Origin of the sequence: Actinobaculum massiliense (assembly GCF_001457435.1) — a bacterium.
Lineage (GTDB): Bacteria > Actinomycetota > Actinomycetes > Actinomycetales > Actinomycetaceae > Actinobaculum > Actinobaculum massiliense.
Genome location: NZ_LN881717.1, coordinates 617,477 through 631,235 on the forward strand (window position 1 = coordinate 617,477; position 13,759 = coordinate 631,235).

Consider the following 13,759-nt stretch of genomic DNA (forward strand, 5'->3'; position numbering starts at 1 on the left):
ACTTACCGCGGCGCCCGGTGCGCGGCGAACACAAAAGCAAAAATAAAGCATTGCCTTCGGCAATAAAGACATCACCCGCTGATGCGGGATGCGAAAGGAAAGACATGAAACTCCGCAAGACTCTTACCGCCACTTTGGCGGCACTCGCCCTGGCTCTCACCGCCTGCGGCGGCTCCGGCTCCACCGCCGGCTCGAATGGCGCCGAGGGCGGGAAGACCACCGTCAAACTCGGCGTTGTGGGAGCGCTCTACGAAGACCTGTGGGAGCCCGCTAAGGAGAAGCTCGCCGGCGAAGGAATTGAGCTGAAGTTCCAGCAGTTCGCTGATTACGTCACTCCGAACAACGCACTCAATAATGGCGAGATTGACCTCAATGCTTTCCAACACGAGATCTTCCTCAACACCGACGTCGAACACAATGGCTACAAGATTGAGACCGTCGGCTACACCTTCATCCTGCCGCTGAACCTTTACTCGCAGAAGATCAAGTCAGTTGACGAGATCAAGGACGGCGACAAGATCGGCATTCCCGATGATCCGACCAATGGCGGACGCGCGCTGAAGGTGCTTGAGGCTGCCGGGCTCATCAAGCTGAAGTCCGATGCCGGATTCTCCCCCACCGTGGCTGATATCGAGTCTTACAAGGTAAACATCAAGATCGAGGAACTGAAGGCGAACATTATTGCCTCCTCGCTGCCGGATCTGACCGCCGGCATCGTCAACGGTAACTACGCGCTGGACTTCAACCTCGATCCGCAGACCGCAATCTTCCAGGACTCCACCCTCAAGGATCGCGAGTACTGGAACATCGTGGCCGCCCGCACCGAAGATCTTTCGGATCCGGCCAAGAAGGAAACCTTCCAGAAGGTGGTTGAGGCCTTCCAAACCGATGAGACCTCGAACGTCCTGAAGGACAAGTACCACTCCTACTTCATCCCGGTCGGCTGGGACGAAGATCCGCTCGCTGCCAAGTAAAGCGGCGGCCGAGTAGGTCGCAGGCACTGCCGGTAACGACCACGGCCACGGCCACGGCCACGGAAGCACGCGACCACCACCGCATAGCCACCTACGGCTTTCCACGCAATCGCGCGGGCATAGACCTCCGCCCTCCACGCGGCTCGGGTGTATGCCCGCGCGATCTCCTTTTGGGCACAGCGGGCCCAGCAGTAAAATCACTACTCGAAGCCTCGATTCAAAGGAAGCAAAATGCCAGAGCTTTCCGCCAGAACAGCAACATTCACCGATTCCGTTATCCGCCGGATGACCCGCGTTTCCAGTAAGTACGGCGCGGTGAACCTATCGCAGGGATTCCCCGATTTCGATCCACCCGCGGCCATCACCAACCGCCTAGCCGAAGTTGCGCACGAGGACTTCCACCAGTACTCCACCACCTGGGGCGCACAGAATTTCCGCGAGGCGCTCGCCGCTAAACAGAGGCATTTCATGGGTATCGATGTGGATCCCGATACCGAAATCGTCACCACCTGCGGTTCCACCGAGGCAATGATGGCGGCGATGCTCACCGTCACCAACCCGGCCGATAAGGTGATCGTCTTTTCCCCGTTCTACGAAAACTACGGCGCGGACGCGATTCTCTCCGCCGCCGAACCAATTTATGTGCCGCTTCGCCCACCCGCTTTCAACTTTGACGAGCAGGAATTGGAGGCCGCCTTTGCCTCCGGAGCCCGGGCGCTTATTCTCTGCAATCCCTCCAACCCCACCGGCAAGGTTTTTACCCGGGCCGAATTGGAGATTATCGCCAAGCTGGCCGAGCGCTACGACGCCTGGGTAATTACCGACGAAGTGTACGAGCATATTGTTTATGACGGACGCGAGCACATTTACTTCGCTACCCTGCCCGGCATGCGCCAGCGGACGATCTCCTGCTCCTCCCTTTCGAAGACCTATTCGATTACCGGGTGGCGCCTGGGATACACGATCGCGCCGCCACAGGTGACCGAGCGGATCAAAAAAGTGCACGATTTTTTGACCGTGGGAGCCGCCGCCCCCTTGCAGGAAGCGGTGATCCCGAGTTTGAAGTTCGACGACGCCTACTATCGCGAACTTCTGGCAACCTATTCGGCAAAGCGCGAGCTGTTCCTCGCGGGCCTGGATCGTGCTGGACTCACCTATGTTCGCCCCGAGGGCGCCTACTACGTTCTGGTCGATATTTCCGAGTGGGGATTCGCCTCCGACCTGGAGTTCTGTGAAGTTCTTGCGCGCGACGGCGGAGTTGGGGCCGTGCCTGGCTCCACCTTCTTCCGCGAACCCGTCAATCATTTGATTCGCTTCCACTTCGCGAAGAAGGATTCCACCCTTGAAGCGGCTCTGGATCGCCTAGCCCTTATCCGCGACAAAATTCCGACCCGCTAACAAGGAGTGTTTCAACCATGGCAACGCTTTCGTCCGCTGAGATCGCGGAAGCTCTCACGCAGTTCTTGCCCGCCAAGCAGGTGGTGACAGAATCCATTCGGAAGGAGTACCTCTCTGACTCCTTCGTGCATACGGTAGGTGAGGCGCAGGCGCTCGTCTTTGCGCAGTCCACCGAGGAAGTCTCCCGGGTCCTGGCGTGGGCGAACGAGAACCAGGTAGCGGTCACCCCGCGCGGAGCGGGAACGAATCTGGTGGGGTCGACCATCCCTCACGGCGGCATTGTGCTTGACGTATCGCGGATCAATTACATTGATGTCCCGGACTTGGAGAATTTCACGATTACCGTGGGTCCGGGGGCAAAGCTCGCCGATGTGCAGGAATACGTGGCGCAGTTCGGGATGCTTTATGCCCCGGATCCGGGCGAGAAGACGGCGTCAATTGGCGGCACGATTGCTACTAATGCGGGCGGAATGCGAGCCGTGAAATACGGGGTGACGCGCGATTCGGTGCGCGCGCTGGAAGTGGTGCTGGCCGACGGCCAGGTGCTCCAGCTCGGAGGGAAAACCGCCAAGGATGCCTCTGGACTGGCGCTCAAGCATCTCTTTATTGGCTCGGAGGGCACCCTCGGCATCGTCACCCGGGCGGTTTTGCGATTGGTCCCCGCCCCCGCGGCAGAGACCTCGGTACTCCTCGGGTTCCCGGATCTTGACGAAGGCATTGGCGCGGTACTCGCAATTCTTGCCTCCGGCCTCGAACCGGCGGCGGTTGAGTTCATGGACCGCAAGTCAATCGCCCTAGGCGAGGACTTCAAGGGCTTCAAATACCCGTTCCCCGAGGCGGGATCCTATATTCTCATTAGCCTCGACGGATCGCAGCAGGCGGTGAGCTACGGCGTCGAACAACTACGCCAGGACGCCGAAAGCCTCGGGGCGCTGGGGGTTGAGGTCCTCAGCAACCCGGCCGACCGCGCGCGGGTGTGGGAGCTGCGCGGCGATCTGGTCAAAGCCGTGGAGGCGATCTCCGAACAAGAACCCATCGATATTGTGGTACCGCTCGGGGCACTGGCCGAATACGTCAGCTCAATTGGTGAGCTGTCAGAACGCACCGGCATGCGCATGGTCGCTTTCGGCCACGCCGGAGACGGCAATGTGCATCTGTGCGTACTGCGCGACGGGCGTAGCGACGAAGCGTGGGCAACCGAATTGCAAGCCACCCTCGATCAGCTTTATGCCAGCGCGCATGAGTTTGGCGGCCTCACCAGCGGCGAGCACGGTATTGGCCTGGCCAAGCGGCGCTTCTTCCTGGCCTCCACTCCCCCAGAAAACCTCGCGGCAATGCGGGCAATCAAGGGTGCCCTCGACCCGCGCGGCATCCTCAACCCGGGAAAGTCGTACCAGGCCTAGCTACTCGCTGCCGCGGTTTACTGATCGTTGATCTGCAGTTCGTTCCCGTCGGGGTCGACCACCCGCAGGGAAGGGCCGAAGTTCTCTTCACAGATCCTGCCTCCATCGAAGCCCGCAGCTACGAGTCGCTCCCGGACCTCTTCCAACGGGGATTCAGCCACCATGATCACCACAAATCCGTCCTTGGGGGATTGTGCAGTATCCCTGGCATGGATGGCCATCACGCCACCCGAAGCTTTTCCCTCCGTACAAGTCAGGTCCACTTCCTGATCGAACTCAATGCCTAAAGCGCGGTAAAAGCGAACGTTGGCCTCAACATTTCCAGCGTAATTGGCTACCAGTAGTTTCATTTTTCCTCCGACAAGGCATAAAGGACTATCCGCTTCGACGAATGAAGTGTGCGAATGTTCAACTATTTTAGTGGCTTCTATAACCTTGACCTAGGGGTTTGCGTCGCCTGCCGCCTAGCGCCGTGCGAGCTTCGCCCGGCGCGCGAGCTTAATGATCTCCTCCACCAGGAGCACCACCACGCCCGCGCCTATCGCCAGGACCCAGTGGGCCGCATCCAGGCTGGCGGTGCCAAAGGCGGCCTGCAACGGCGCCCACTCCACCACCGCCACCTGGAGAATCGCCGCGAGCACAATTGATCCCCAAAGCCATTTATTGGCAAACATGGAGACAAAGGCGCTTTCGGTATCCGAGCGCGAATTGAGCGCGTTGAACAGCTGCATCATCACCAGCGCGGTGAAAACGGTGGTGCGGGCGACGTCGAGCTGGGAAGCCGCACCGGCGCCCAGGTGCTCAAATCCCCCAATCAGGCCGCCGGGCAGGCACAGGTCGTAAATTACTAGCGAAACCATGCCCATCACCGCGCCAATACCAATAATGCGTGTCCACATCTGGCGGTCGATCACCGAATCATTGATGTTTCTGGGGCGCCGGCGCATCACGTCACCCACCTCGGGATCCACTCCCATCGCTAGCGCCGGCCCGGAATCGGTGACCAGATTGATCCACAAAATCTGGGTGGCGAGCAACGGCACGACGGTTGCGGCCGGGTCCGCCGGGTCAGCCAGACCGATAATTCCGCCGCACACCACACCCAAAAATACGGTGAAAACCTCGCCCATATTCGAGCTGAGGAGATAGCGCATGAACTTCTTAATATTGTCGAAGATATTGCGCCCTTGCCGCACCGCCGCAACGATTGTCGCGTAGTTATCGTCCGCGAGCACCATCTTGCCGGCTTCCTTCGTCACCTCGGTGCCGGTGATCCCCATGGCGATCCCGATGTCGGCGCTCTTCAGCGCCGGCGCATCGTTCACGCCGTCGCCCGTCATCGCCACGATCTTTCCGCTGTTTTGCAGGGCGTCCACGATCTGCAGTTTGTGCTCAGGCGCAACGCGGGCGTAAACCTCGGTTTCCTGCACCGTTCGGGCGAGCTGCGCGCCGTCCATCGCCGAGATGTCCTGCCCGGTGACCACGGTGGTCTCTGCGTCGTCGCTCATCCCCAGATCGTCCGCGATGGCCTTGGCCGTAATCGGGTGGTCGCCGGTAATCATGACAGTGCGAATTCCCGCGCGGTGGGCGAGCTCAATTGCCTCGCGCGCCTCGGGGCGCGGCGGGTCAATAATCGCTACGGTTCCGGTGTAAACCAGATCCCGTTCGGACGTTTCACCGAATTCTTTTTCGACGACGCCGCCGCTCCCTCCCGCGTTTTCCGCGGCTTCGCGCCAGGCCACGCCCAGGGTCCGGTATCCCTGCGCGGAGAGCTCTGCTACCTCGAAGCGGATGTCCTCGCGCCGATTTTCGGTCAGCGGGCGCGTCTGGGCTCCCACCTGCTCTGCTTCGCAATGCTGAAGCAATACGTCCGGCGCGCCCTTGGTGTAGATGCGCACGCTCTGCGACTGCGGGTCCTCCACCAGAACCGACATCATTTTCCGTTCGGAATTGAAGGGAACTTCGCCCAGTCGGCGCGGTTCGGGCTGGCTAGCGGAGTTGGCCAGGATCTTCGGCTCAGCCACGAGGAAAGCGGCTTCCGTCGGGTCGCCCACGATTTCCCACGTGCCCTCGCTGTTTTGCGCCAGCTGCGCGTTGTTCGCCAGCGCTCCGCCGCGGATTGTTAGTCTCGCCTCCGCTTGGGCATCATCTTTACCGCGAACGAGCTTTGCCTGGCCCACCGGCTCATATCCGGTTCCGCTTAGCTCCACGTATCCCGATGCGGTGCGGATTGCGCGAATCGTCATTTCGTTCTTGGTGAGAGTGCCGGTTTTATCGGAGCAAATCACCGAGGTGGATCCGAGAGTTTCAACGGAATGCAACTCCTTCATAATGGCGTTGCGGCGTGCCAGCGCCTGCACACCAATTGCCAAAACTAGCGAAAGAATGGCCGGCAACCCCTCGGGAACCGCCGCCACCGCGAGCGAAACTCCGAGGAGCAAGATCTCCACCGCGTCATGCAGGCTCGAGACCCCATTAATCACCCAGAGCGCCACCATCACGATCACGGCGATGGCGATCACCAAGATTCCGAGTGTTTTCGAAATCTTATTGATCTCCACCTGGAGGGGCGACGGCGCCGCCTCAGTTTCATCAAGGAGGGTGGCAATCTTGCCCATCTCGGTGGACATCCCGGTGTCTGTAACTACCGCCAGGCCTACTCCGCTGGTCACCGCGGTCCCGCGGAAGACCATATTGGCACGGTCGCCGATTCCCACTTCCTCCGTAATGGTCGCAACGTCTTTTTCCGCCGATTCGGACTCTCCGGTAAGGGAAGCTTCTTGGATGCGCAGGGCGGTGGCTGAGATGAGCCGGGCATCGGCCCCCACCGCATCGCCCTCTGCAAGTGAGAGAATATCGCCGGGCACGATCTCATCGGAGGGAACCTCTACTTTTTTACCCTCGCGAATCACGGTGGAGTGAGCGGCCGTCATGGTGGCAAGCGCCCCCACCGCGTTTTCGGCTTTGTTTTCTTCCACTAACCCAATCACCGCGTTCGCAACAACGATCACGGCAATAACCAGCGCATCAATGGGAAAACCGTGCGCCCCTTCAATGGACCATGCCACGAGGGAAATAACAATGGCACCCAGCAGAAGGTAGATCAGCGGATCGTTGAACTGCTTGAGGACTTTCTTCCACAGTGGCTCGGGTGGCTTGCCGACCAGCTCGTTGGCACCAAAGCGTTGTCGGCGGCGTTCCACCTCTCCGCTGTCTAAACCGCGCTCGGGTGAAACCCCGAGTTCGCGCGTCACCTGGTCGGCATCTATTCTGAAGGCGTTATTCATAGGGTTACTATCGCTTAGTCGCGGGTCACCTCTCCGGTTTGCGCATCCACGGTCACTTCGTCGTCATTATCGACACGGAAATCGAAGGTCCATTCCAGGCGGTCATCGTCCCAGTCCAAGCTCCAGCCTTCCAGCGAAGCATCGACCAGCGCGGCGGCCTTTTCGAGCGCTTCCACATAACTAATGAACTCGACCTGATCAATGCCCTTCTCGGCATCAGATTCCGCGTCCTTCTCGACGTCGGTAACCTCGCCGGTTGTGGCATCAATGGAAATCTCGTGGTCGGTCTTGCTCGAGGGGGTGTACACATCGATCGTGTACTCCCACCTATTCGAATCCCAGGCCAGCTCGACCCCGTGCACGACGCCATCCTGGCCGGCGGTTTCCATGGCCTTTCCAATGGCGTCTACGGTGGAAACCGGGAACTCGGTGGTTCGCAGATCAGCATCCTCGTCTTGGCCAGCTGATTGATTCGCGTCCGTCGTTGCGGCGGGCGTCTCCGGTTCCGCGGGAGCCGAAGTGGCGGGTGCGGTTGTTGCGGGTGCCTGGGACGCGGCGGCCGACGTCGAAGCGCCTGATCCGGAATCGTCGGACGAGCACGCTCCCAAAACCCCCGCCGAGAGAAGGACGGTGAGGGCAAAAGCCACGCTACGTGCGGTTTTCATGAGTTTCTCCCATCGTTTTTCTCGCATGCATTAATTCTGAGTCTAACTAAGCATTTTCTCTCCTGCCGATCTCCCGCTACTGGCGGAAACCTTGACCTTTCAGCTCTAGTATGCGGTCGTTTCTTCCTTGCCCACGCTCCGCTTAAAGCCACTATCCGCCGCAGCGCGAGAAAACCCCCGTAAGATGGTCTCTACGCGATTTTGAGGAGATTTTCCATGCGACGAGTCCGCTCCCGGATTTCGAATCCAGCATCCATCACGCCGCCGCCCGCAGCGCGAGCCTTCCGTATTATTACGGCCGCGCTGGTTGCCACCCTCGCTCTAGCGGGTTGCGGAGCGGGCAGCTCTGAAGAAGAAGCCGCCACCACCGAGGTTGCCGGGCCCGCTCACCCGGTGACGCTTATTGCCGGGGAGCGGGCGGAGGAACTCGCGGCCGGGGCCGCGAAACTGTTCTTTGCACAGTCGTCGCTGGTAGTTCTTGCCGCACCGGGGCTCGAACTGCAGGGCGCATCCGCCGCCGCCGCGCTGGGTGTACCCGTCCTGATTGACGGCCCGAACGTTGCCGAGACGATTGCGGCCCTGGGCGCCGAGGTTGTGCTCGCCGTCGGAGATGTTTCCGATCCGGGAGTCGACGTCGTCGTCGCACAAAACGACGAACATTTAGCGCGGCTCGTGGGCGCGCAGACGCCACAAGGGGTCGACGGTGCCCACGCGAGCGCGGAGCTGGCGGCGCTTGCGCCGGGTGCGGGGCGGCTCCTCGTACCCGCGGATGGGCAAAGGAGCGAGGGAGAATCGGCGACCGCGAACGCGTCTACCTCCTCCGAAGGCGGGGCGGCTCCAACCTTTGCGTCTGAGCGCGAGGAATTGCCGAAGTTGCATAGCGGCCAGCCGCTGGAAAATGTAATTGTTTTGAGCGCGCCAGATCGCGCGCAACTGGCGGCGATGGGTACCGCACGGGCCGCGGGCGCGCGAATCCTCGAAGTTCCGGGGGCCGATCCCGGGACGCAAAGCAAGGTTATTCAGGCGCTGAGCGAGGCACCCGACGCCGCGGTGGTCGGGCTTGGCAACGGCTTCGGCACACCCGAAGTTCTGCAGTGGCGCGTTTCTTCGGCGCAAACTGGGGTGGAGCTACCCGGCGGCGGACAACGCATTTTCCCTGGGAAAACCTATGTGGCCCTCTACGGAAACCCGGTCACGGACGCCCTCGGGGTGCTGGGCGAGCAGGGGCCCGAGGAAACGATTGAGCGGGCGCGTTCCCATGCCGAAGAATTGGCGCCGCTGACGGATAACACTGTGGTTCCGGCCCTCGAAATTATTGCGACGGTAGCCTCTGGATCGCCCGGTGATGACGAAAGCTATTCAACCAAGTGGTCGGTAGAATCGCTGCGCCCGCTGGTGGATCTGGCGAAAGCAAATGGGCAGTACGTGGTTTTGGATCTGCAACCGGGACGCCAAGATTTCCTCACCCAGGCAAAAATGTATGAGGAGCTTTTACGAGAGCCTCACGTAGGCTTGGCGCTCGACCCGGAGTGGCGACTGAAGCCCGACCAGGTGCATTTGCGGCAAATCGGATCCGTGGATATTGACGAGGTCAACCAAGTGGTGACGTGGCTTGCGGACTTCACCCGCGAGAATAATTTGCCGCAAAAGCTCCTCGTGCTTCACCAGTTCCAGACGCGGATGATTCCCGGAGTGAATTCGGTTGATCAATCCCGCGCCGAGCTCGCAATTTTGGTGCATGTGGATGGGCAGGGCAGCCAACCTGCCAAGCAGGGCACCTGGCGAGCGTTGCATGATTACGCACCCGCAATTGAGCATTGGGGATGGAAGAACTTCTATGACGAAGACTCCCCCATGCTCAATGCCGAGCAGACAATGGCACAAGTCGCGCCGACGCCCGACCTCATCACCTATCAGTAGGCCACCGGGCATCTAGCCCAGTTAGCCACCTCCCTTCGCCAGCGCCGACAACTAAAATCTTCTCGAGGCTGGCCGCGCGCTTCCCCACGCAACGCGCTGGCCAGGCATAACTCCATTAACCACCACGAGAAGGAGACGGAATGGCGCTCCAGAACACCAGGCGCAGGAAGAACCAAGGATGGGTCCCCAACTACCACGGGGCCTGGGCAATGATTTTGGTTCCCCCGCTTCTGGGATTGGTGATCGGCGGAGCCTCCTGGCGCCACCTGCCCCTCTTGGCGCTGTGGTGGACGGGGTATTTCTTCTTTTTTGCCGCCAGCCTCTGGCTTCGCTCGCGCCGCAAGCCGCGCTACCTGAAAGCCACCCTGACATACGGTGCCATTACCGCAGTTTTCGGAATACTCACCCTCATTGTGGCGCCGTACCTGTTGCGCTGGCTTCCGGCTTTCCTCCCCCTCGTACTTATCGCGGCCTGGGCCGCAGATCACCGCAAGGAACGCGAGATGGCGAGCAATATCTCCACCATCGCGGCCGCGGGTCTAATGTTGCCCGTGGTCTACCACGTCTCCGCCGCAAACTATGCAGGCCAGGCAGAAAAATTCCGGTGCGCGGTTGGGGCGGAGGGCTCCGGCGCCGATTCGCTTCTCCTCTGGCAGGGTTACGCGCGGGGGTGGGTGTGCGCACACGGATTTTCCACTTGGGTGTGGGTGTGGATTGCGGCCGCGCTGGTCACCGCATACTTCATCGGCACCGCGCTCTACGTAAAAACCAATATTCGTAAACGCGGTAAGCCAGCCTGGGAGTGGGCGTCGCGGATTTACCACGCGCTGTGCCTGGTGGCCGTGTGCATCCTCGCCGGGCTGGGCGCCGTGCGCGTTCTGCACGCGCTCGTGTGGGTGATGATCGTCGGGCGCGCCATCGCGGTTCCGCGCCTGCGCGCCCACGGTAAGAAAATTACTATCCGAATGATCGGCCTAGGCGAACTGGCACTCTCCCTGCTCATTGCCTTCACCTTGCTGTAGAGGGACAACGCCGTCGGCTGTCCAACTAGGATTAGGGTATGACACCGATCACATGTATCTCTGCCCCCTCCCGGCTCGCTTTTCGACGGGCAATAGCGGGCCTTTTCGCGGCGCTTCTCCTCGCCGCCTTCGTCGCTCCGACGGCTGCGAACGCGCAACCCTTGCCGGCAGCTGAGAACAAGATTTCCAAGGTAGAGATCGAGGTCCAGCTCTTGGCTGATGGCTCGGCCCTCGTTACCGATCGGCGAGAATTCATCGCCGAGGAAGGAACCGAGCATTACCTTCCCCTCGGGAATCTTGGGGAAACGGAGGTGCAAGACTTCCGGGTGATGCTCGACGGGCAAATGCTCACCGATATTGGCGAGTGGAATCCTGAGGCAAGCTTGGAAGAGAAAACTGGCAAGTCGGGAATTAGAGCGGTATCTGACGGCGTCGAACTGTGCTTCGGGATCGGCTCGCTTGGCGAGCACTTCGCGGGAATTAGCTATCGCCTCACCAACTTTGTGCGCAATCTGGAGGGCGGGGAGCAGGCCGTCTACTGGCAATTCGTGAACCCCGGATCCAATCCGATTGATGCCGCGTCCGTGACCATCTACCCGCGCCCGGAGGCGAGCTTTCCGGCCGATAGCGTTCACCTAGCCGCATACGGCTTCGAGGGGAACACGTCCGTGGAGGCTGAACAACTTTCCGTCACCGCGAACGGGATCTCAAAAGATCAGTATCTTGTAGTTCTGGCGATTTTCCCCGCGGGCACCGTAAATACCGACGCTCAGTGGAATATGACGTCTACGCAATTGCAGGAAAAAGCCGACGCCGGAGCCGACGGCGAATCGAGAACGATCCTCGGCCTGGATGAAAACGTATTCGTGGGCGGGATTTTTGGGGTCTCCGCGGCGATTATCGGCGGGGTCGGTACGGTGCTTTGGCGTAAGAACGCGCAAAAGCGAGCCGGCACCACGGTTTCCGCCAGCGGCTTCGATGCCAGCTCCTCCCATGTCCAGTCCTACCGCGGAATTCCCTTCGAAGGCGATCCGCTCGCCATCGCCGGTCTCATGACGGAAGCCGTTCCCCGCACCAAACTCAACTTCATTGTGTTCGAGTGGTTGCGCGACGGCCTGCTGGTACCCGTCGGCGAACCACCGAAGGGGCTCGACGCCGCCCAGCGTAGCTGGGATACCACCGTGCTCGAGCAGGCGAAAGAAGCGGGAGCCTTGCAGCTCCGGCCCGAAAACCTGACGCCTATGGATCCGGTGCGCGCGGAGCTCTGGCAGTTCCTGGAAGACGCCGCTGACGAGAATAACTTGCTGACCGCCAAGGGTCTGAAGAAGTTCGCCTCCGAGAATTCCGATCGCCTGACCACCTGGGGTGAGAACGCAGCCAAGTATTCCGACGAACAACTTTTGCGCCTCCAGCTGGTGCGCCGGGAAGAAACTGGACCCAAGAAGTACCGCTATTTCAAGCTGGTTCCTACCCCCGCCGGCCAGCGCGTGGTGGACCGCATTATTGGTTTTACTAAGTATTTGGAAGACCTCTCGCAGGAAGACTTTGAGGCCCTCCACCGCCAGCCGTGGAACAAGGTGATTCCCTGGGCAATTCTGCTCAACTACGACGCGATTCTCGCCGAGCAAATCAGCGAACTCGACCCACAACGGCGCTCGGCTGTCTCAGGCGATTACTACCCGGTTTTGTTCTACTCAACCGCCTACAGCAACTCGGCTGGAAACGCGAGCGGACTGCAGGGAGGGTCTTCTGGCGGCTCGGTCAGCTTTAGCGGCGGCGCGGGCGCGGCCGGCGCCAGCTTTGGCGGCGGCACCCGGTAGCGAATTTCTGCCAGCAGATTACTGCTAGCGCATTCTTCTAACGCAAATGAAACGGCCGAGCGCATTGCTCGGCCGTTTCATTAAATATCTAGACGTTGAATTTGAAGCGTTAGACGTTGAACTTGAATTCGACCACGTCCCCGTCTTGCATCACGTAATCTTTGCCTTCTTGGCGAAGCTTGCCGTGTTCGCGGGCGTGCACAACCGAGCCCTCGGCTACCAGATCGTCATAGGAAATAACGTCCGCCTTAATGAAGCCGCGCTCGAAATCCGTGTGAATCACGCCGGCGGCCTGCGGGGCGGTATCGCCCTGGTGAATCGTCCAGGCGCGAGTTTCCTTCTCCCCCGCGGTGAGGAACGTCTGCAAGCCGAGCGTGTCAAAGCCGACCCGCGCGAGCTGATCGAGGCCCGATTCTTCCTGACCGGTTGCCTCCAACATTTCCCGAGCTTCGTCGTCGTCGAGCTCAATCAAATCCGACTCGAAAGCGGCGTCGAGGAAGATCGCCTGCGCGGGAGCCACGAACTCCTCCAATTCGGTACGAAGCTCCTCGTTCGCGAGCGCGGCGTCGTCGGAGTTGAACACGTAAATGAACTCCTTCGAGGTCATGAGCTGGAAACTCTTGAGCACATCCGGGTCAAAATCCGCGGCGTGATTGGAAAGGAGCTCACCTTGCTGTAGTAGCTCCTCGGCGTGCTCGGCCGCGGTGAGGGTTTCCTTCGGCGTCTTCTTGCCGCTCACCTCTTTGCGCAGCCGCGGAATTGTTTTTTCTAGCGTCTGCAAATCTGCCAAAATGAGCTCGGTGGTAATGATCTCGATATCGTCCTTGGGGTCGATTCGCCCCTCCACATGGGTGACGTCCGGATCATGGAAAACGCGGGTGACCAGGCAAATCGCATCCGCCTCGCGGATATTGGCGAGGAACTGATTTCCCAGGCCCTCCCCCTCGGAGGCGCCGCGCACGATCCCGGCGATGTCCACAAACGAAACCGTGGCCGGGACGATCTTGCGCGATTCGAACATATCCGCCAGCACCTGCAGACGCTTGTCCGGAAGCGGCACCACCCCCACGTTCGGCTCGATGGTAGCGAACGGATAGTTCGCCGCCAGCACACCCGCGCGGGTCAGTGCATTGAACAGTGTCGATTTACCAACGTTGGGAAGCCCAGCGATACCAATAGTCAAAGCCACGCGCCCATCTTAGCCGTTCGGGCCCGTGGTTTTGCTCAATGGTAGGAACGCCACCGCGTATGATGTGCTTCGCGGCGCCTG

10 protein-coding genes are annotated in these 13,759 nt (G+C 60.3%); 6 read left to right on the forward strand and 4 right to left on the reverse strand.

Annotated elements, in window-relative coordinates; genetic code table 11:
* Window positions 1–104: 104 nt before the first annotated feature.
* The 3 genes from BN2664_RS04640 to BN2664_RS04650 all read left to right on the forward strand — a co-directional run bounded on the left by BN2664_RS04640 (window position 105) and on the right by BN2664_RS04650 (window position 3,775).
* Window positions 105–974 (forward strand): MetQ/NlpA family ABC transporter substrate-binding protein, encoded by an 870-nt coding sequence (locus tag BN2664_RS04640; RefSeq protein ID WP_007001368.1) that lies wholly within the window; start codon window positions 105–107, stop codon window positions 972–974.
* 231 nt (window positions 975–1,205) lie between these two features.
* On the forward strand, window positions 1,206–2,372 hold the full coding sequence (locus BN2664_RS04645) for a pyridoxal phosphate-dependent aminotransferase (protein ID WP_007001367.1): 1,167 nt from the start codon (window positions 1,206–1,208) through the stop codon (window positions 2,370–2,372).
* Between the two features lie 17 nt (window positions 2,373–2,389).
* Window positions 2,390–3,775: an FAD-binding oxidoreductase gene (locus BN2664_RS04650; protein ID WP_007001366.1), complete on the forward strand. Its 1,386-nt coding sequence runs from the start codon at window positions 2,390–2,392 to the stop codon at window positions 3,773–3,775.
* Between the two features lie 17 nt (window positions 3,776–3,792).
* Here BN2664_RS04650 and BN2664_RS04655 read toward each other — a convergent pair whose 3' ends face one another.
* From BN2664_RS04655 to BN2664_RS04665, 3 genes are all read right to left on the reverse strand, one after another.
* A complete protein-coding gene (locus BN2664_RS04655) occupies window positions 3,793–4,125 on the reverse strand; it encodes a VOC family protein (protein WP_007001365.1) in 333 nt (110 codons plus the stop codon).
* A gap of 114 nt (window positions 4,126–4,239) precedes the next feature.
* Complete coding sequence (locus BN2664_RS04660; protein WP_007001364.1) at window positions 4,240–7,062, reverse strand: cation-translocating P-type ATPase; 2,823 nt, start codon at window positions 7,060–7,062, stop codon at window positions 4,240–4,242.
* Window positions 7,063–7,076: 14 nt separating this feature from the next.
* Window positions 7,077–7,754, reverse strand: coding sequence for a PepSY domain-containing protein (locus BN2664_RS04665; protein WP_081586559.1), 678 nt, complete (start codon window positions 7,752–7,754; stop codon window positions 7,077–7,079).
* 189 nt (window positions 7,755–7,943) lie between these two features.
* Between BN2664_RS04665 and BN2664_RS04670 the strand changes: the two genes are divergently transcribed.
* The 3 genes from BN2664_RS04670 to BN2664_RS04680 all read left to right on the forward strand — a co-directional run bounded on the left by BN2664_RS04670 (window position 7,944) and on the right by BN2664_RS04680 (window position 12,489).
* Window positions 7,944–9,647: a hypothetical protein gene (locus BN2664_RS04670; protein WP_007001362.1), complete on the forward strand. Its 1,704-nt coding sequence runs from the start codon at window positions 7,944–7,946 to the stop codon at window positions 9,645–9,647.
* 140 nt (window positions 9,648–9,787) lie between these two features.
* Complete coding sequence (locus BN2664_RS04675) at window positions 9,788–10,669, forward strand: YwiC-like family protein (RefSeq protein ID WP_007001361.1); 882 nt, start codon at window positions 9,788–9,790, stop codon at window positions 10,667–10,669.
* Between the two features lie 38 nt (window positions 10,670–10,707).
* Entirely contained in the window at window positions 10,708–12,489 is a 1,782-nt protein-coding gene (locus BN2664_RS04680) for a DUF2207 domain-containing protein (protein WP_007001360.1), read from the forward strand.
* 109 nt (window positions 12,490–12,598) lie between these two features.
* Here BN2664_RS04680 and ychF read toward each other — a convergent pair whose 3' ends face one another.
* The gene (ychF, locus tag BN2664_RS04685) at window positions 12,599–13,678 is read right to left on the reverse strand and encodes a redox-regulated ATPase YchF (RefSeq protein ID WP_007001359.1); all 1,080 of its coding nucleotides are present in this window, start codon (window positions 13,676–13,678) and stop codon (window positions 12,599–12,601) included.
* Window positions 13,679–13,759 lie beyond the last annotated feature (81 nt).

Bases quoted from the DNA above. Each gene is read 5' to 3' on its own strand.
- BN2664_RS04640 (WP_007001368.1), top strand. From the start codon at position 105: ATGAAACTCCGCAAGACTCTTACCGCCACTTTGGCGGCACTCGCCCTG.
- BN2664_RS04645 (WP_007001367.1), top strand. From the start codon at position 1,206: ATGCCAGAGCTTTCCGCCAGAACAGCAACATTCACCGATTCCGTTATC.
- BN2664_RS04650 (WP_007001366.1), top strand. From the start codon at position 2,390: ATGGCAACGCTTTCGTCCGCTGAGATCGCGGAAGCTCTCACGCAGTTC.
- BN2664_RS04655 (WP_007001365.1), bottom strand. From the start codon at position 4,125: ATGAAACTACTGGTAGCCAATTACGCTGGAAATGTTGAGGCCAACGTT.
- BN2664_RS04660 (WP_007001364.1), bottom strand. From the start codon at position 7,062: ATGAATAACGCCTTCAGAATAGATGCCGACCAGGTGACGCGCGAACTC.
- BN2664_RS04665 (WP_081586559.1), bottom strand. From the start codon at position 7,754: ATGCGAGAAAAACGATGGGAGAAACTCATGAAAACCGCACGTAGCGTG.
- BN2664_RS04670 (WP_007001362.1), top strand. From the start codon at position 7,944: ATGCGACGAGTCCGCTCCCGGATTTCGAATCCAGCATCCATCACGCCG.
- BN2664_RS04675 (WP_007001361.1), top strand. From the start codon at position 9,788: ATGGCGCTCCAGAACACCAGGCGCAGGAAGAACCAAGGATGGGTCCCC.
- BN2664_RS04680 (WP_007001360.1), top strand. From the start codon at position 10,708: ATGACACCGATCACATGTATCTCTGCCCCCTCCCGGCTCGCTTTTCGA.